Genomic DNA, 18,321 nt, shown 5'->3' on the forward strand with positions numbered 1-18,321 from the left:
TCCTGCTCTTTGCAAGAACCTATGCACCTTACTTGATAAAAAGACTAGTTTGTTCAGTAAGGGCGTTTATCTATTTTAATATCAATTTGTTAGACTATCTTATTGGTTCTTTAATACTTTATCATGGTAAAGTGATGAAGTCAATGGGTTTATTTGCTTTGTAGATGGTGAATTTCATCTACTTATAAATTATATGCCGAGCAAACCCGAGTCAACATCGGCCGGCCACATGTATTCGATAGCTGAATGACAAGTGCTGAGAAGCCACCGGAAAGAAAGGGGGGATGGTTGATAGGAATGAAAAAGTATGCCGAATCATCCGGGAACATGGCTATCTCGGTTGGTTGGGGAGAAAACGCGCGGAAATCTACCGTGAGCATGCCCATCACGACCGATTGGTGGGAAACTCGAATCAAAACCACCAAGCGAGTGTATGACCAGTTGCAAGGAGCAGTCCATAATCGATCTTGCTCAAACCAACCACACAAAATAATCCAGCATGACTATTTCTATCATGCTGGAAAATCAATTTGTTACCTATCTATTCATTTTTACTGGTTGTACCAAGCTGAATTTTATCATCTGGGAGCTGCAATAACCCCCATCGAATGCTGTTTCACTTTATCCAGCAAACAATCAACAAATCGCGTACATTTCCTTACATCCTCAGACTGTGGCCGTAATTCCACTTTCAATGTTACCGCCAAATCAGTTTGAACATACAACATATCACGAAATTCATCGACTGCACCACAAAAATACGGGAAAAAGCTGTCACCGGAGCCGAATATGGCGGTAACCAAATTTGGAGTGTCTGCTCTTTCCAGCTCCATATACAAATTCATCATCTCACCGGGAATATTGCCATTTGCCCACGTATATGTCCCAATCACCAAGCCATCATACTGCGACAATCGCTCCATTGGAAATTTCCTTACTGAAAATAGCTCGACATCAACTAAGCGTTCCTGAAGTTTCTCCTGAATAATTGCTGCCACTGCTTCCGTATTTCCGGTTACCGATGTATAAACCATCGCAATTCGCATGCCAATCACCTACAATTCCTCAAAGCCATTGGACTGGGTTACCTTGGAATAGGTTCGCGCCTTTTGTTCAAAGAAGTCCGATTTGGTTTCGTTGATCATCTCGTCACTGAAAACATGGATCCATGGCATTGGATTTTCCCGTTCCGTATATAAATTGTTCAAGCCTATTTGTCGTAATCGCTTGTTGGCAAGATACTCAACATACTGATCAAATTCTTCCAGATCAATTCCATTTATATCAGCCAAAATATAATGTGCCCAATCTTTTTCTAATGTAGTTGCCTTATCAATCGATTGATAGATATAATCGATATTTTCATCCGTATCCAATTCCTTATTTTCTGCAAGCAGGATGCGGATAAGCTGGGTGATGAAATACGTATGCTGCATCTCATCCCTTTGAATATAGCTGATCATCGTACTAGTTTTTAACATTTTCTGTTGCCGGGCCAGGTTATAGAAAAAAGCAAAGCCAGCATAGAAATAGATGCCTTCCAGGTTAACTGAATTTACCGCAAGCTTGAATAAATTCAATGGTGTTGGATGGTTTCTGAATTCATCATACACATCCAAAATCAACTGGTTTCGTTTCTTAATAACCGGATCACTTTTCGCCTGATTGAAGCGACGATTTTGTTCTTTTAAAGGTACCAGTGAACTAAGAATATAGGAATAGGATTCATTGTGTACCGCCTCCTGTTGGGAAATCACGGCAAAAATCGCCTTAAAGCTGGAATCTGTGACATAATCCATCACTTGATTCATGGTCGGTGTTTGCAAACTGTCAAGCATGGCCAGCTGGGTATTGACCCGTAAAAAAACATCCTGTTCGGTTTCACTTAACAAGTCCCATTGCTTGATATCATCCTGCATATTGATTTCCTGTGCTTTCCAAAAATTTGATAACAGCGCCTGGTACAGGTCATACATTTGCGGATAAGCAATATCATTCCAGTTTAATAACCCCGATGATTTTCCATTAATGATCCCGGTTGACTTATTCGGATACTCCGGATTCAGTAAATTAATGCGTTTGATTGGTGTGTTAACCGACATTGGTTTAACCTCCTCTGATTATCTATAAAGGGATAGCTATATTACTCTCAGGTAATTGGCCGTGTCCGGACCCGTATCTGCTGAGGCGAATGCGCTGGTGCTTTTCACGCCTCCGACATCTGACGCCCGGCATCTAACCTCTTAACTATGGCACGCCTCACATTCATCAATTTCCGCTTGTGATGTGCTTCTGACATAATAGGTCGTTTTCAATCCTTGTTTCCAGGCTTCAAGATGCAGATTCAATAAATCCTTTGCCTTAATATCATGTCGGACATACAAGTTAAAACTAATCGCTTGATCGACGTGACGCTGACGGGCCGCGTTCTGCTTAATACTCCAATGCTGATCCAATTCGTGTCTGGAGCGGCGATAATAGGCATATGTCTCGTGATTGAGGTCTGGTGGTGTTACTTTAAATTTAAAATTCTTCTTCTCCTCGGCATATTCTACTGCATAAATTGGGTCAATCCCATCAGTTGAACCACCAATTTTTGCTGTAGACGAATTTGGTGCTACCGCCATTAGCCAGCCATTGCGCAGTCCATGTTCACGAACGTCATCACGCAAAGCCTGCCAAGCCTCGGTATCATAGCCCTTGCGATCAAAATACGCACCTGTCTCCCACTCCGATCCAGTAAATTCCTTGTACGTTCCTTTCTCTTTTGCCAGTTCCATCGAAGCTTTAATGGCATGATAGGCAATTGTTTCATAGAGTGTATCGGCATAGGTTACCGATTGCTCTGACTCCCAATAGATTCCTTGCTTTGCCAACAAGTGGTGCCAGCCAAATGTCCCGAGTCCAACCGCGCGATACTTTTGATTGGTTACCTGTGCCTGACCAACCTTAATCGTGTTCAGATCGATCACATTATCAAGCATTCGCATTTGGATCGGCACCAGTCGTTCGATCACATCCGCTTCAACCGCACGAGGTAAATTAACCGATGATAGATTACAGACGACAAAATCACCTGGTTTTCTGATCATCACAATATTGCCTTCCTCATCCTGATATTCGTTCGTGATTGTTGTCGCCGACATATTTTGCATAATCTCTGTACATAAGTTACTGCAATAGATTGATGTATAGCCTTTGCCGCGGACATGCTTATTCGGGTTCTGGCGGTTTGCTTCATCACGATAGAACATGTACGGTGTACCAGTTTCCAGTTGAGCAATCATAATGCGGGCCATAATATCCATCGCCCGGTAGGTTTTCCTTGGCAGTAACGGGTGATTAACCGCTTCTTCGTATTTTTCGGTAAAATATTTCGTATCTGTTTCATCATAGAAGTCTTCTAAGCCAAGCGGGTTACCTGATTCATCTTTCCAGCCCATGATTTGTTTCACCTGATGCGGGCAGAAAGTATGCCATTCGCCAATACTGCGGCCGTTCTCATCAACTTCCTGCAGCTTTTTCATAAATAAATCTGGAATGGCCACTCCAGTAAAAATATCGTGGGCTTTCCGGCGTTCGTCACCATTATTGGTTTTCAGATCAAGGAACCCATTCATGATATCCTTATGAAAAACATCCAAATAAATGGCTACAGCTCCCTGCCGCTGGCCAAGCTGATCAACACTGACTGCGGTATCGTTCAATAAGCGGATCCATGGGACAACCCCTGATGAATTTCCTTTAAATTTCTTAATATCAGACCCAAGCGCCCGTACTTTTCCATAGTAAATACCAATTCCGCCGCCGTCTTTGCTTAATCTGGCAATATCCCAATTATTCAGGTAAATCCCATCAAGCGAATCGTCCACTGTATCAATAAAGCAGGAGGACAACTGACCAAAACTTTTCCCGGCATTGGCAAGCGTTGGTGTGGCGACCGTCATATACAAATTGCTCATGGCCCAGTAAGCCTCTTTCACAAGTTCCAGGCGTTTATCCTTCATTTCGTTTTTCATCAATGTCATCGCAATAATCATAAACCGTTCCTGTGGTAATTCAAACACCCGATGTTCATGATCCCTTGCTATGTACCGGTCGGCCAGTAAAAATAGACCAATATAATTGAATAACTTATCCCGCTCCGGATCGATCTCCTGACCAATAGCGATGATCTCATCTTTATCGTAAACAGCAAGCAAATCCGCTGCATAGATGCCTTTATCCGTAAGCGTTTGGATTAATTGATAAAAGTCTCCGTATTTTTTACTTGGATCATATCCGCGATTTACTGCTGCTTGTGCATAAAGATCATTTAAATACATCTGTGCCGCTACAAACGTCCACCCTGGCTGATCCATGGCAATATGATTTAAAGCATAAAATAATGCCTGCTCGTTTGCCTCCTCTTTCGTCACATCCATTGACTGTAGTTCCCGAATAACATCATCTGCCTTCAGGTTATACCGCTGTGCTGCATCTTCAATGACGGCAACAATTTCATCGACCATTGCATCCATTTGTGTTTCCATTATTTCTTCCTCCCTATGAAACTCCCTGGAAAATGAAAAAATCCACACCAGAACTTGGAGTGGATCGAAACAACAATGCCAACAATCATCAAGAAAGTCGAAGGAAACGTACATTCTTTCCCGTCCAATCTTGGTTGACACTATCATTTCATCTTCTCCATCCCCGAAGAAGTTGAAATTTTATTAGACACGCATTGAGTAAAGCATATTTTCAACGCCTAAAAGACTGGTCTCCTGACTCATGCTTCAACCTACACCCGAGCCCTTCCCGTTGATAGAATTACAGTGGTGTTTACTCAGTTTCGTCAGCATTTACAGTTGCGGGGGCAGTCCTGGATTTGCACCAGGTTCCCAATTAAGCAAAAGCATCTTTTTGTCAAATACTATATATAGTTTTATTCTACAAAAAATTACACAATATATTGTGTTGGCTACTACTATCTATCCTAAATTATATTTGTCAGTTTAGCAAGGGTTTTTTAATCGAATCTAAAAAATCATTTTTTATTTTATCCAGCGTTAGTAAAGAACCACGATACAATAAGAAAGATACCCGCAACTCCCCAAATAGTAAGTCCTCCTATCCACCAAACGACGAATTTAGTGTTTTTGGACTCTCCTTTACCCCATGTATCTGCTTTTATAAAGGCAATCTTACGCTTCACATTTTTCACCGTAGAAAAATAAATAAAGAATCCAATTACAAAGTAAAAAATAATTAACAAGGTTTTGATCACATCCACAGTCGTTATTTCCGAATTGAGCATAACAACGATCATGAGTACGACAGCAACATCCAAAAGATGAATCCACACCTTGACCTCCCTAAAAAGTTTCCTGCGTTTAGCTATCAAAAGGAAACTAAAATTTATACAAAGGGTAATTATACTTATCACATCACATATCACAATAGCAAAAAAATAAACCGGTTGTCATAACACCGGCTACATAGTAGTAAGTAATAAAATGCAACAAAAACTTTGCTTGAAAATTGAAAATGCGTAATGATCTAATTAATTAACCACCAAACTGAAAAATCAATACACTAATTATAAGGCATATTAGTGCTATAAATATAACTATGTATATGGTTCGTTCAGAAGGCGAGAGTTTTCTCTGTTTTTTTATTTTATCCAAATGCCGTAAGTATAAGACTGAAATAATAACAAATAAAACACTGGCTATCGCACTTAAAATTTCTGCAAATAAAATCAAATGTACCACCCCATTTAGGCTAGTTAGCTCATATTCGGTTGGATGCAAAATTCCCCCCTATGAATTAGGCTCTCATATCAATTAAAGTATGACATTATGTACAGAATAACAGCAAATGGAAAAACAATAAAAAACCAGTTTAATCCCTGTAGAATCCTTATCGAGATTGTATAATTTTTATTTGTAGCCTTTCTAATATACAGAAATGAGATTAAACCGATTATCGGTGTGAAAAAGGCTAAATATCCGTAATTTGACGGAATCCATAAGTGTCTTTTTTTAACCATACTAGGACCCCCTCCTCCTTCAAATTGTTTTACAATCTAGCCCAATTGAAGCACAATCTTATCCTGTGAATGTACCTGGTTAATTTATTCTTCAATTTTTCTTTTGGATGCTGAAAAAGCAGTAATAACACTAGCTAAAATAACAAAAATAAGCATTCCGAAGCTAACAACACCAATACCCATTCCTACCCAGGAACCAACAATGTATGATGTTATAAATAATGCCACAGAGGCATTAAGCAAATCAGCAACGTAAAGTCTAATTTCTGTTTTATTTGGCTCGAGTTTTTTTCCTCCGGGCGTTTTTTTATCTGATTCTTCTTGGTCATTTTACGTTCTTCCAGAAATATATCGTTCATGCCTTTAACTATAAAATTCAGGGCTAAAATAACCATCGTAAAGGCAATAATCACATCAAAGAACATCCAGGACCAGCCACTTAGATGATCAAACCCATTACCAACCATGCCGGACCATTCACTGGAAACGGAAAGGTATGCGGATTGTCCATCACCCAGATCTTTTGCAATTGTCCCACCAAATAATAAATGAAAAAACCCAAGGTGAATGAGCAACACCAATACTTGAACAATTTCTAGTGTGAATTGAATAAACAAGCGGGGTATCATATAAGGTAGAACGTGTTTTCGCAATAAATGAATACGGCTCCCTCCCAGTGTTTTAGCAGTTGTAATAAATTCCATTTTATAGATATGGTCGACCTGATTTCCAATTAACAATGAAGTGGTTGGGATGGCTACAATCGTTAAGATAATCAACTCATAAATAGCTCGTAGTACGAAACTGTATTCATCTGCTGTATAATTGGGAATCATGATCACGTCAAAAAGAAGCACATAACAGAGAAGTGCTGTTGGTATAAAATAAAATCCATTCACAAACCTACTGACATATGGCTTTATCCTGGAAAAGAATCCCCCGAAAAGAAAACCAATTATAGCCGATATCATAACCCGTAAACCGGCGACAAGTATCGAAATACCTAACGTATATTTGGCCCCCTGTAATAACAGTACAAAAATATGTCTCCCTACTTCATCGGTTCCAAGTGGAGGTACTTCCAATGGATTAAATGGTCCGCTCCCTGTCATTTTCCCCTGGCTATCGTAGCGAAAGTCGGTAACTGGTATCTTGCCATGAAAAAATATAGCATGAATAAAACTGGCAGCTACTAACAAAACCAAAAATATAAATCCGCTCAAAAAAAGAGGATGTTGGAATAGCTTTTTTAAACGTTTTTCTGTATGCATCATCAAACCTCCACCTGTCTGCCGGTCATTTTTTCTATTATGCTCTGTCCCAAAGCCTGTATCGCATAAATGGGTACAAATATGAACAACAGACCCATTGCTAATATTGGGGGTGAATAGTGCTCCATTATAAAGTGCATCAAACCGTCGATGTTGAATGCATATTCGATCATAAGCAGGTTGGACAGCATAAACCAGGTAATAGATTTGGCGTGCAAGAAGATATTGATAATGGCATTACGCAAAACGTGGGAAAACAAAATATTATGTGTTGTTAACCCTTTGGATTTTGCAAAATCGATATAGAGTTGAGCATATTCTTCCTCAAAATCGTAAATCATGGTACGGTAAAAAAGTAACGTCGGCAATATAGCCAGTACGATAATAGGTATGACAAATACCCGTTTATCTGCGAAGGAGCCAATACTAAAAAACACCATGTCCGTATGCTGATGGATGAAAATTGCTGCAAGAATCGAGAGACCAATTACAAGTACATCAGGAATGGATTCCCCAATAAAGAATAGAAACTTGATCCTTTTACGCCCCTTTTCTGAAAGCAGCATTGTAATGAGGGTTAACGCCAAAGCGAAAAGAAATGCAATGAGGCAACGACAAGTAGTATCATAGAATATTCCCAGCGTTGCCAGATACCAGGAAATACGGAATACGTTTTCTCGAAAACGTCGTATGTTATTGTACTTGGATGAACCATGCTCGATACAATTGATTCAACTGCATCTATGTAGCCATAAACATTTAGCTTTAACCCATCGAACAGAGCAGGTAACGCAGCTGCTAGAACAATACCCATAACGGTAAGGAGAAACTTTAGAATGATACGATAATAAATACTCATGTACTGTCCCCCATCCCATTTAGTTATCTCGGTGATTTCAATAAACACATTTCGAGATGCAGATGTGGTAATGCTTTTTCTAACTTATTTTTTATGCAGTATAAAATAACCGCCATAGAATTAGAATAAATTAATGATATTTAAAAATGGGTGTTTTTTGCCCGTTCCCTCGAAACAGTATATTTCAAGATATTCTGATTAATATTCATATCCCTGGTAAGATGGTGAAAATTGTCGGTGGTAGGTACATTCTGGATTGTCTGAAATCAGCCGCCCCCTGCACCAAAATCATATACCTTAGTAATGTAAAGGAAAAACTCCTTTATTCACTGCTTATTCAGTGGACTCACCTCCTTGGGTTGGGCCCTAAGGAGGTTTTCTATATTTCGGGGTAAAATCCTGCCCATTTCCAGTAAAAATTTAGTTTTTTAACTTTGACCACCTGATCCTCACTTAAAAAGAAAGTCACATTTGAGATGGATCCCAATCTTCATCGCAAGTTAAGCAGATACGCAGCCAATCACGACACCACAATGGTTACCGTTGTAGAACAGGCCTTAAATGATTATTTAAAAAGTACCGGCACATAAATTCCGGGAATCTAGAATACATGGGAAAAAATATGTTCTTTTTTAAAAAAAGTATGATAGGAACGATATTTATTTTGATGTGATTTAAAAGAGGCATTTTTAATATAAATAAAAAGTGAATAATTAAATTGGCTACCGGCTTCGCAAAATGATAGCCGTATTTTATGGTGTTTTGCTGTCCCATATTTAAGAATGAACGCATTCCGCATGGCCGGACAGTTATTTGTAGGACCTTTTTAAAGTATTTTCAGTTGAGTTTGGTACCTTTTCTAGCAAACAGTGGTGCCACTACATTCTCCAAACGGTTGGAATCAGTAGATAACTAAGTATGAAACCAATTAAAAATGTTTAATTGATAAACTGTTGTACAATTTGGGATACCATGAAAACAAGCACACTAAAAATAATTGCTGCAACCATAACATTGATTGGATTCCCTACAATAAAACCGGTATACAGACCTACCGTTCCAATCACCAAGAAAACTAAAATAAAAACAAATGATAAAGCAAGAGATACTAATATTTGACGTATAATTCTGTGATCTGCAATGACATAACCCGAATTCCAACTCTCATCCTTTTTCTTTATTAAAAAACTTATAATCTGATAAACCGCTGCGATTGAAAGTACTCCCCAAAAAACCCAGGAATTATTATTATTCATAAGTTTTGAATAACCCATGTAAATAAACTCGAACAGCAGTAATAAATAAAAAAGAAGTATCATCCACTTTTTGGCTCGCATCCATCTCACTCCCAAACTTATTATTCCAAAAAAAACACCTTTTCCACCGGCTCATTTACAATTGACGCTATAGCTAACACCACTCCAATCTTAGGTTCATATTTTTGTTTTTCTATAGAAATAATGGTTTGTCTATGCACCCCTACCTGATCGGCCAATTCCTCTTGTGTTAAATCGGCTTTACGTCTTAAATACCTTACGTTGTTTTTAACCACCGTCTTTTTCAAGTTTATCCTCACCTCTATTGTATAGTATCATATACATAATATAGTTTAAACTATACATACAGGTCTATAATACATCTTCAAAATATGTAAATGGACCTCTAATGACTAAAATCCTTAGGTTATAAATCACGAGTTTCCGGGTGTATACTAATGTATATTGACTGCATGTGGCAGGGGGACACCGCCGCTATTTATGTTTGCAAACGCATTCGGAACTACTTTTCTTAAAATGCTTGCTGTCCCGTTTATATCAGCATTCAGCAACACACCACTTTTCTGTACGCTTTTTCCCCACCCTTACTATCATCCGTTCCCTTCCTTTCAACTTTTATTATAGTCAGTAATTTGTGTAAAAAATATATAACAAGATCAACCGGGCGAAGGAAATGTTGGCGAGTGTAGAAATTAACCGGAAATGAATTCGCTCTCGTTCCAATTATCAGGAGGAGAAAAGCAGCGTGTGGCTATTGCTCGTGCATTGGTACACGAACCAGATTGGTTGCTAGCTGACGAACCAACGGGAAACCTGGATACTGAAACAGGGAAGACGATATTCACACTCTTGCAGGAAATGAACCGAAAAAAGGTTGTGGTGTTATTCTTATCACCTATGACCTAGGACTCGCAGAAAAATCGGATAGTTTCATAGATAGGAAGGATGGTGAAACGGTGAATAATAATGATTACTAAACCTTTCAATACTTAAAAAACTATTTTGACAGGTGTTATATCTGACAAATAAGCTGAGTTTGATTGCGTATCAAACTCAGCTTATCCATATTTAACCATGCCATAGAAAGGAAGAATCCAATCACGGCCATAAACTGCCCCACTGTCAGGTGAGCAGTTTATCATGCATTAACGAGCTGTAATTCTCCCACTGTATGAAGTTTCAATTTATAAATCTATTTATCCGCATGCGAGGCGGTTTCCCGATCCCAGAATTCGACACCAGTATCATCCTCTAAAACATCACGATAAAATACTGGGTCCTTGCCGGCTTTGCGCTGCTCGCGGTAATCTTTCAGAACGCGGTTGGCAATCTTGAACAATTTGGCAACAGCATAGAGGTTAACCAAAGCCATAATTGTCATAGACAGATCGGCAAGTGCCCAAACAAAATCAAATGATGCAACCGTACCAAAGGCAACCATCAAGATAACGGCAATCCGGTATATAAACAAGCCTACTTTACTATTTTTGATATAACCGATATTATTTTCCCCGTAATAATAATTTCCGAGAATCGAACTATAGGCAAACAGAAAGATGGCAATACCAATGAAGATAGCCCCCCATTCACCCACTTGAGACTGAACCGCATTTTGGGTTATTTGAATCCCGTCTAATTGACTTCCCTCATAGCCGCCAGCCAAGATAATAATAAATGCGGTCGCACTACAAATTAAAATTGTGTCGAAAAAGACGCCCAAGGCCTGAATTAAGCCCTGTTTTGCCGGGTGGGAAACCTCTGCAGTTGCTGCCGCATTCGGTGCACTACCCATACCGGCTTCATTGGAGAACAAGCCACGCTTAATTCCCAACATAATGGCAGCACCAAATCCGCCACCGGCTATTTCACGAATACCAAACGCATTTTCCACAATTAATGCAATCATACCCGGAATCGCAGTTATATTAGCCACCAAAACAAAAAGTGCCAGGATAATATAAACAACAGCCATCACCGGAACAATGTATTGGGTGACATTAGCAATGCTTTTCAACCCGCCAAAGATGACAATCGCGGTCAGCAAGGCAAGAATAATGGCCATTAGCCTATTGTCAAAGTTAAATCCTCCAGAAAAAGCAAGCCCAATTGTATTGGATTGTACAGAATTAAAAAAAAGCCCATAGGTGAATGTGATAATTATCGCAAAGGCAATCGCCAGCCAGCGGTTATTGAGCCCCTTTTCTATGTAATAAGCAGGTCCCCCGCGATATTGATTCGCTTCGGGCACCTTATAGACCTGTGCCAACGTACTTTCCACAAAGGCAGACGCCGATCCCAATAAAGCAACCAGCCACATCCAAAACACGGCACCAGGTCCACCTAGCGCTACGGCAGATGCTACACCGGCAAGGTTCCCGGTCCCTACCCTTGCAGCGGCACTAATTGCAAATGCCTGAAAGGAAGATGTCCCTTTTTTTCCATCCGCACTAACCGTCCGTTTATCAAAAATAACCCGGAACATTTCGGGAATCATTTTGAATTGGACAAAATCCGTTTTAATCGTGAACCACAAGCCTAATCCGAGTAAGACAACAATAAGAATATACGTCAAAAAGTTGTCGTTCACATTCTCTACCAACGTTTGAATGGTGTCCATGCAATATTCTCCCTTCAATCTTTAAAAACCCTTTAAAACATATCTTTCTTTTCCGTTCCCGTAATCATTTTTCAAAAAACATATGCCATTTTCAGGTTCATCCTGTTTAAGTGGACAGGTAATGGTAATGACGAAAACCGCAACCAATTTAAATAGAAAAGAAGCCCTGTCAAATTGGCTTCTATGTTACTGTGTTACACTGTACTATTTTAATATATTCTTTACATCAGTACAAATTATTTATTATTCTGGACGATGGGATCTGTTGATTTTAATCGGTTTCTAAAAGGTATATTCCAGCACAAAACTATGATCATGGGCAACTTCACTGGACACCGGTGAGGATGCACGGGTTGGTGTGGAGCATGCCCGGTTTAGCTGCCCTTTTCATAGCAACAAAGCTTTTCCTATTTCCCCCAAGGATACGCGGTGCCAAAGTTTTTCGCCATTTCTTTGGAGAAGCCTCGTCTTTGTTTCCGATGTTTGGCACGTTCAGGCGCACCTTCATGCAGATATTTTTCTTGTTCCGTTTCCGGGTAGACACTTGGTATAGGTACTGGGTGTCCATTGCGATCGACCGCGACAAATGTTGTAAATGCCGTGGCACAAACGCTGCGTTTTCCTGTTACTAATTCTTCCATCACGGCTTTGACGAAGACTTCCATCGAGGTATTATGGGTCCAAGTGACAAACGCCTCGACACAAATCGAGTCACCTTCTTTAACAGGTTCCAAAAAGTCAACGGAGTCCGTGGACGCTGTTACAACAGGTAATCGGCAATGACGAACAGCTGCAATTGCTGCAACATCATCAATATGTGCCATTAATTTGCCACCAAACAATGTCCCATGATTATTTGTATCTGGTGGTAAGACATGTGACGTTTTTACTGCTAATGAATTGGAACACGGTTTACTTTCCATGATGCATTCTCCTTTTTAACGTAACAGATTCAATTTTTATCAAGTTCTATCAAGTTCATAACAGACATTTGTATTTTTTTACAATATCGGCGACAACAACCTGGATAACGACTCTTTAAACCGAATACCCAATGAACGCTTTTCATATAGTTTTTTCGTCATTTGCGTTGACAGGGAGATGTCGTACTCAAATGCTGCTACCAACTTTTCAGCAATACCCGTATCATATAAGAAGGCATTCACTTCAAAATTGAGCCGGAAGCTGCGGACATCGATGTTGGCGGTCCCGACAGAGGAGATTTCACCATCGACGATAATCATTTTGGCATGAAGAAACCCATGTTGGTAAATAAATACTTCTGCACCAGCATTCAATAAATCCCCGATATACGATAGTGTTGCCCAATAAACAAACGGATGGTCCGGCTTGTTCGGGATCATGATCCGCACATTCACACCAGATAAAGCGGCGATTCTTAATGCATCACGCAAACTTTCATCGGGAATGAAGTAAGGAGTTTGAATATAGACATAGTGTTTTGCCGATAAGATCATTTTAATATAACCATTCTTAATTTGCTCCCAATCCGAATCAGGACCGCTGGAAACGATTTGAATGCCAACATCTCCATTAGGTTCCGCCGCATAATACCGTTTGTCATATAAAATATCATTCCGTGATGCCTGATTCCAATCAAGAATAAACCGGGTTTGCATATTCTTCACTGCATCCCCCGTCACCCGTAAATGGGTATCCCGCCAATAGCCAAATTTTTTTGCCTTGCCGAGGTATTCATCCCCAATATTAAACCCGCCGATATAGCCAATTTGTCCATCAATAATGGCCAGTTTCCGGTGGTTGCGATAATTAAGTTTAAAATTGACTTTGGGAATCTTTGACGGAAAAAATGCTTCCACTTGTCCACCTGCCCTGCGAATCCGCTTAACAAACTTCCTGCTTAAGCGGCGGGAACCCATATCATCATAAAGCACGCGAACCTCTACCCCGGCCTTCGCTTTCTTCACCAGGCAATCAGCAATACGTTTACCAAGCTGATCATAACGAATAATATAATACAATAAATGAATATGATCGGTCGCTTTTTCGATATCGTCAATAAGTGCAGCAAATTTCTCCTTTCCATCGGTGAAAATTTCCACATGATTATCCTGGGTGAAAATAGCATCATCATTTCGCAAATGTAAAAAATATAAATCTTTGTACGCGACAATGGCGGGGTTCTTAAAGACAAACCGATTTTCCTCCAATGCCGTTAACTGGGCTTCTACGGATTTCTTTACTCCCAGCCTGCTCTTGGTATCCCATGTGAATATCCGTTGTTTGCTTATGTTTCTTCCAAATATCAAATATAAAATAAAGCCAGCAATCGGAATAAATAACAAGACCATCAGCCATGCCCATGTGGACTGTGCATCCTTGCGTTCCAGGAAAATGATCGTAAAGGCCAGTGCAATATTAACAATCATTATTATAGCCACTAAGTATGGCATGAACACCATGTCAGTTTCTCCTCTCAAAAAGCAAACACATTTTACTTTATCATTTGTAAGCAATATGTATATCATCCGTGCATTCTAAATTACTATTGTATACCAGTGCCAAGAAAAAACAAAGGGGGTAACAAAAAGGGTCAGCCCCACCACTTTAATACATTAAAGCGGCAAGGGACTGCCCCCTATATTTTATCCAGCGCCTGTTTGAGATCATCCCAAACGTCTTCCCATTTTTCCAATCCAACAGACAAACGTATAAGCTGATCGGTTATTCCCATTTCCAATCTGGATGCTTCCGGGATAACCGCATGTGTCATAGTAGCCGGATGTTCAATAAGTGTCTCGGCATCACCCAGACTAACGGCGATTTTCACAAATGATAAAGCATTTAACATCGCTTGTGCATCCTGTTTTGTTCCCTTTATTTCAAAGGAGATCATACCGCCACCGCGTTTCATCTGTTTTCCCATAATGGCATAAGATGGATTTGCTTGATCACCCGGGTAATAAATGCTCGCGACTTTTGGATGGTCTTTAAGCTTGGTAAAAATTTGTTCAGCATTATCACAATGCCGATCAAGGCGAACTGGCAACGTTTTAAGCCCACGAATTAACAGCCATGCATCAAACGGTGAAATAATACCGCCGATATCCTTTTGGGTGGACATTTGTACAGTATCCAAAAAGTCTTTGGATCCAACAACAAGACCAGCTATAACGTCCCCATGACCACCGATATATTTAGTAGCACTGTGAACAACAATATCACATCCCAAATCAAGCGGGCGCTGTATATATGGCGAACAAAACGTATTATCAACGACAACCGGGATCGCAAATTCCTTGGCTACTTTTGCAACCATTGCCAGGTCAATCAACTTCATGGTTGGATTAATCGGCGTTTCCACATAAATACAGGCCGTTTCCGGTTTGATACATTTTCGCAACTCATCAGCGGAATTCATGTTGGAAAGGCTATGGGTTATCGCGTATTTTTCCTCCATCATGCTTAACAGGTCAAATGTACACCCATACAGCCCGGATGAACAGACAATATGATCATTAGCCTTGGTTAATGCAATCAAAACTGCCGATACAGCAGCCATCCCGGAGCCAAATGCCAGCCCCCGCTCCCCATGTTCTAACGCGGCCATTCGTTCTTCCAATGCCGTTACAGTCGGATTGCCAATTCGTGAATAAATATAGCCCTCCTCATCCCCGGAGAATCGGCGTTCCCCTTGTTCAGCAGTTGCAAATGTAAAAGTTGATGTTTGAAATAATGGTGGTGTTAAACTTCCCAACATATCTTTTGCATCATAACCATCATGTATGACAGATGTTTCCAAATGTTTAAATCGCTTAGCCATATTCCTCTCCCCTTTATGCGCTTTCTTTCTTTACATCCATGATATCGGAAAATACCAATATTCGAAAGTGTTTTCTGAATTATTGACACACTTTTTTCGCTAAACTGAATCCCCTCCTTGTTAAGATTTTAGAGGAGCTGCAAGCAGGACGGGAGGGGCTCGCCTAGTCGGGAGAGAATGCACCGAGGACGGGACAGAGACTCGCGAAGTCGGTAGAGTACGCTCCGGGACGGGAGAGGGACCCGCTAAGTCGGGACAAAGACTCGGGACAAAGACAGCAAAGCGATTTCGCTAATGAGCCATGATAATTCCCAAAATAACAGTTGACAGATGACACTACTCAGGTTTATACTTTTTATTAAATTAAATTTTTCAAAACCTTTTTATATCTCTTATCAAGAGCGGTGGAGGGATTAGGCCCTGCGAAACCCGGCAACCATCAGGCTAAAAAGCAGTCATGAAAGGTGCTACATCCTACAGGTCCTTGTCGATCTGGAAGATAAGAGGAGGAACGTTCTTATCCGCCCTCTTCTTAAGGAAGGGCGTTTTTTCGTATCCCCCCACGTCAATTACAACGCTCGATCAAAGTCATTGCTATACTGTGATACAAGCAATCCTTACAGAATTAAAGCATTGGCTGAAATAATCAGTCACCCAACTACCTTAGGAGGAATCATTGATGTCAAACTTTCATTCGCACGATTTAGAAACATTGTTGCTTCATGCAGGGCAGGAACCAGATCCAACAACAGGATCTCGCAGTGTTCCGATCTACCAGACGACTTCCTACGTATTTAACGATACGGAACATGCGCAAAACTTATTTGCATTAGCTGAACCAGGCAATATCTACACACGACTTGGCAATCCAACGTGTGCTGTTTTTGAAGAACGAGTCGCCCAGTTGGAAGATGGATCAGCAGCAGTTGCCACCTCATCCGGCATGGCAGCAATTACATTAGCTATTCTGAATCTGGCTGGTGCCGGTGACGAAATTATTGCCGACAGCAACTTGTACGGCGGAACCTATAATTTGTTTTCCACCACTTTGCCCCGTTATGGAATTAAGGTGAAATTTGTTGACGGGACAGACCTTGATGCCATTCGTTCCGCGATAACAACAAAAACGAAAGCAATTTATGGAGAAATTATTACCAATCCGAGTCTGAATGTGCTTGATGTGGAGGAAATTGCCAGCATCGCCCACGAACATCATATCCCGTTAATTGTGGACAACACGTTTGCTACCCCGTATTGCGCAAAGCCCTTAACATGGGGAGCCGACATTGTGATCCATTCTGCTACCAAATGGATCGGTGGCCACGGAAATTCCATTGGTGGTGTTGTTGTCGATGGTGGACGATTTAATTGGGACAACGAAAAATTCCCCGGGTTTACCGAACCGGATGAGAGCTATCACGGCCTCCGCTATGCAGACTTGGCACCGGCTGCCTTCGCAACAAAATTACGGGCGCAATTACTGAGGGATATCGGAGCATGCCTAAGTCCCATTAATGCCTTTTTGCTATTGCAAGGACTGGAAACCTTACATTTGCGTGTCGAACGTCATAATCAAAATGCGCTAGAAGTCGCCGCATACCTCAAGGCGCATCCAGCTGTGGAATGGGTCAACTATCCTGGATTGGAAAACCACCCTTCCCATTCATTGGCTCAAAAATATTTGCAACACGGTTTTGGTTCCATCATCACGTTCGGTATTCAAGGTGGCAGGCAAGCAGGAAGGAAATTGATTGACAATATTTCGATCTGGTCACATGTCGCGAATGTCGGGGATGCGAAATCACTGATTATTCATCCTGCATCCACAACCCATCAGCAATTAAGTGCGGAAGACTTGGAAAAAAGCGGTGTATCCGAAGAACTTGTCCGCCTTGCTATCGGGGTCGAAAATGTGGATGATATTTTAATTGATTTGGATCAGGCTATTGCCAAAGCTACCGATACAAAGCCAACTATCCAATCTTCCGGGAATGATGCCATTAAATGGCTGCTTTCATCCCCTTTTTCCCGTGAAGCTGGTGCGATAAGACAAAAAGTAATCGCAGTAATTGGCCAAGATCATAGCAAACAGGAATTACAGCAATTACAACAGTATGGATTCCAAATCGTCGAAGTAAATGAACAGACCCAAGCGCCGGATACAATTGATGCAGCTTGGTTGAAAAAAGGACCTGTCCCCGCCAGCACGCTGGAACAGTTTATTAATGCACAAGGAAAGATCCTGTGGATAGAACAACCGGATGAAACCGATCCAACACTGGAACATGCAAAAGCTTGCGGAATTACGGTTATCACCGGATTAAACCCCAATGAAACATTTATACGTTTGCGCAACAACACATCCGAACAACTGACTGTTGAGGTATAACAATTTTTTAAGGTTTTGGAGGCTGACCCTATATGGGTACGGCCTTCTTTTTTTACATCATTTTCGCGA

Annotated in this window: 17 protein-coding genes and 2 riboswitches; of the genes, 2 read left to right on the forward strand and 15 right to left on the reverse strand. The window is 40.7% G+C overall.

Features of this window, described 5'->3' with window-relative positions:
- Window positions 1–182 precede the first annotated feature (182 nt).
- From O2S85_RS17740 to O2S85_RS17790, 11 genes are all read right to left on the reverse strand, one after another.
- Window positions 183–422, reverse strand: a complete 240-nt coding sequence (locus tag O2S85_RS17740; protein ID WP_269410607.1) for a hypothetical protein — start codon at window positions 420–422, stop codon at window positions 183–185.
- Window positions 423–578: 156 nt separating this feature from the next.
- Window positions 579–1,046, reverse strand: a complete 468-nt coding sequence (locus tag O2S85_RS17745; RefSeq protein ID WP_269412636.1) for a flavodoxin domain-containing protein — start codon at window positions 1,044–1,046, stop codon at window positions 579–581.
- A 9-nt stretch (window positions 1,047–1,055) separates the two neighbouring features.
- Window positions 1,056–2,102, reverse strand: a complete 1,047-nt coding sequence (locus O2S85_RS17750) for a ribonucleotide-diphosphate reductase subunit beta (protein WP_269410608.1) — start codon at window positions 2,100–2,102, stop codon at window positions 1,056–1,058.
- A 141-nt stretch (window positions 2,103–2,243) separates the two neighbouring features.
- On the reverse strand, window positions 2,244–4,679 hold the full coding sequence (locus O2S85_RS17755) for a ribonucleoside-diphosphate reductase subunit alpha (protein WP_369419635.1): 2,436 nt from the start codon (window positions 4,677–4,679) through the stop codon (window positions 2,244–2,246).
- Window positions 4,680–4,739: 60 nt separating this feature from the next.
- Window positions 4,740–4,920, reverse strand: a riboswitch (cobalamin riboswitch).
- Window positions 4,921–5,041: 121 nt separating this feature from the next.
- Complete coding sequence (locus O2S85_RS17760) at window positions 5,042–5,347, reverse strand: hypothetical protein (RefSeq protein WP_269410609.1); 306 nt, start codon at window positions 5,345–5,347, stop codon at window positions 5,042–5,044.
- 771 nt (window positions 5,348–6,118) lie between these two features.
- A complete protein-coding gene (locus tag O2S85_RS17765) occupies window positions 6,119–6,262 on the reverse strand; it encodes a hypothetical protein (RefSeq protein ID WP_269410610.1) in 144 nt (47 codons plus the stop codon).
- Window positions 6,247–7,308, reverse strand: a complete 1,062-nt coding sequence (locus O2S85_RS17770; protein WP_269410611.1) for an ABC transporter permease — start codon at window positions 7,306–7,308, stop codon at window positions 6,247–6,249. Before O2S85_RS17770 ends, O2S85_RS17765 begins: the two co-directional genes overlap by 16 nt.
- Window positions 7,308–7,871, reverse strand: coding sequence for an ABC transporter permease subunit (locus O2S85_RS17775; protein ID WP_269410612.1), 564 nt, complete (start codon window positions 7,869–7,871; stop codon window positions 7,308–7,310). The genes O2S85_RS17770 and O2S85_RS17775 overlap by 1 nt, the downstream gene beginning before the upstream one ends.
- 11 nt (window positions 7,872–7,882) lie before the next feature.
- Window positions 7,883–8,164: a hypothetical protein gene (locus O2S85_RS17780; protein ID WP_269410613.1), complete on the reverse strand. Its 282-nt coding sequence runs from the start codon at window positions 8,162–8,164 to the stop codon at window positions 7,883–7,885.
- Between the two features lie 938 nt (window positions 8,165–9,102).
- The gene (locus tag O2S85_RS17785) at window positions 9,103–9,501 is read right to left on the reverse strand and encodes a hypothetical protein (protein ID WP_269410614.1); all 399 of its coding nucleotides are present in this window, start codon (window positions 9,499–9,501) and stop codon (window positions 9,103–9,105) included.
- A 20-nt stretch (window positions 9,502–9,521) separates the two neighbouring features.
- Window positions 9,522–9,728 carry a helix-turn-helix transcriptional regulator gene (locus O2S85_RS17790; protein WP_269410615.1) on the reverse strand — a complete coding sequence of 69 codons (207 nt, stop codon included), beginning with the start codon at window positions 9,726–9,728 and terminating at the stop codon, window positions 9,522–9,524.
- A gap of 460 nt (window positions 9,729–10,188) precedes the next feature.
- Here O2S85_RS17790 and O2S85_RS17795 point away from each other — a divergent pair, with 460 nt between their 5' ends.
- Window positions 10,189–10,347, forward strand: a complete 159-nt coding sequence (locus tag O2S85_RS17795) for a hypothetical protein (RefSeq protein WP_269410616.1) — start codon at window positions 10,189–10,191, stop codon at window positions 10,345–10,347.
- Window positions 10,348–10,633: 286 nt separating this feature from the next.
- Here the strand turns inward: O2S85_RS17795 and O2S85_RS17800 are convergent, their stop codons facing one another.
- The 4 genes from O2S85_RS17800 to megL all read right to left on the reverse strand — a co-directional run bounded on the left by O2S85_RS17800 (window position 10,634) and on the right by megL (window position 15,863).
- Window positions 10,634–12,058: an alanine/glycine:cation symporter family protein gene (locus tag O2S85_RS17800; protein WP_269410617.1), complete on the reverse strand. Its 1,425-nt coding sequence runs from the start codon at window positions 12,056–12,058 to the stop codon at window positions 10,634–10,636.
- 407 nt (window positions 12,059–12,465) lie between these two features.
- A complete protein-coding gene (locus O2S85_RS17805) occupies window positions 12,466–12,981 on the reverse strand; it encodes an acyl-CoA thioesterase (protein ID WP_269410618.1) in 516 nt (171 codons plus the stop codon).
- Between the two features lie 78 nt (window positions 12,982–13,059).
- Entirely contained in the window at window positions 13,060–14,502 is a 1,443-nt protein-coding gene (gene cls / locus O2S85_RS17810; RefSeq protein ID WP_269410619.1) for a cardiolipin synthase, read from the reverse strand.
- Window positions 14,503–14,678: 176 nt separating this feature from the next.
- On the reverse strand, window positions 14,679–15,863 hold the full coding sequence (gene megL, locus O2S85_RS17815) for a methionine gamma-lyase (RefSeq protein WP_269410620.1): 1,185 nt from the start codon (window positions 15,861–15,863) through the stop codon (window positions 14,679–14,681).
- 389 nt (window positions 15,864–16,252) lie between these two features.
- Window positions 16,253–16,369, forward strand: a riboswitch (SAM riboswitch).
- A 173-nt stretch (window positions 16,370–16,542) separates the two neighbouring features.
- On the opposite strand from megL, the gene O2S85_RS17820 reads away from it, so the two are divergent.
- Window positions 16,543–18,252, forward strand: coding sequence for an O-acetylhomoserine aminocarboxypropyltransferase/cysteine synthase family protein (locus O2S85_RS17820; RefSeq protein WP_269410621.1), 1,710 nt, complete (start codon window positions 16,543–16,545; stop codon window positions 18,250–18,252).
- The last annotated feature ends 69 nt before the right edge of the window (window positions 18,253–18,321 follow it).

Source organism: Lentibacillus daqui, from assembly GCF_027186265.1.
GTDB lineage: Bacteria > Bacillota > Bacilli > Bacillales > Amphibacillaceae > Lentibacillus_C > Lentibacillus_C daqui.

Coding starts and splice junctions, on each gene's coding strand:
- O2S85_RS17770 (WP_269410611.1), bottom strand. CDS start 7,308: ATGATGCATACAGAAAAACGTTTAAAAAAGCTATTCCAACATCCTCTT.
- O2S85_RS17800 (WP_269410617.1), bottom strand. CDS start 12,058: ATGGACACCATTCAAACGTTGGTAGAGAATGTGAACGACAACTTTTTG.
- megL (WP_269410620.1), bottom strand. CDS start 15,863: ATGGCTAAGCGATTTAAACATTTGGAAACATCTGTCATACATGATGGT.
- O2S85_RS17775 (WP_269410612.1), bottom strand. CDS start 7,871: ATGCTGCTTTCAGAAAAGGGGCGTAAAAGGATCAAGTTTCTATTCTTT.
- O2S85_RS17805 (WP_269410618.1), bottom strand. CDS start 12,981: ATGGAAAGTAAACCGTGTTCCAATTCATTAGCAGTAAAAACGTCACAT.
- O2S85_RS17785 (WP_269410614.1), bottom strand. CDS start 9,501: ATGCGAGCCAAAAAGTGGATGATACTTCTTTTTTATTTATTACTGCTG.
- O2S85_RS17745 (WP_269412636.1), bottom strand. CDS start 1,046: ATGCGAATTGCGATGGTTTATACATCGGTAACCGGAAATACGGAAGCA.
- O2S85_RS17780 (WP_269410613.1), bottom strand. CDS start 8,164: ATGAGTATTTATTATCGTATCATTCTAAAGTTTCTCCTTACCGTTATG.
- cls (WP_269410619.1), bottom strand. CDS start 14,502: ATGGTGTTCATGCCATACTTAGTGGCTATAATAATGATTGTTAATATT.
- O2S85_RS17755 (WP_369419635.1), bottom strand. CDS start 4,679: ATGATAGTGTCAACCAAGATTGGACGGGAAAGAATGTACGTTTCCTTC.
- O2S85_RS17750 (WP_269410608.1), bottom strand. CDS start 2,102: ATGTCGGTTAACACACCAATCAAACGCATTAATTTACTGAATCCGGAG.
- O2S85_RS17820 (WP_269410621.1), top strand. CDS start 16,543: ATGTCAAACTTTCATTCGCACGATTTAGAAACATTGTTGCTTCATGCA.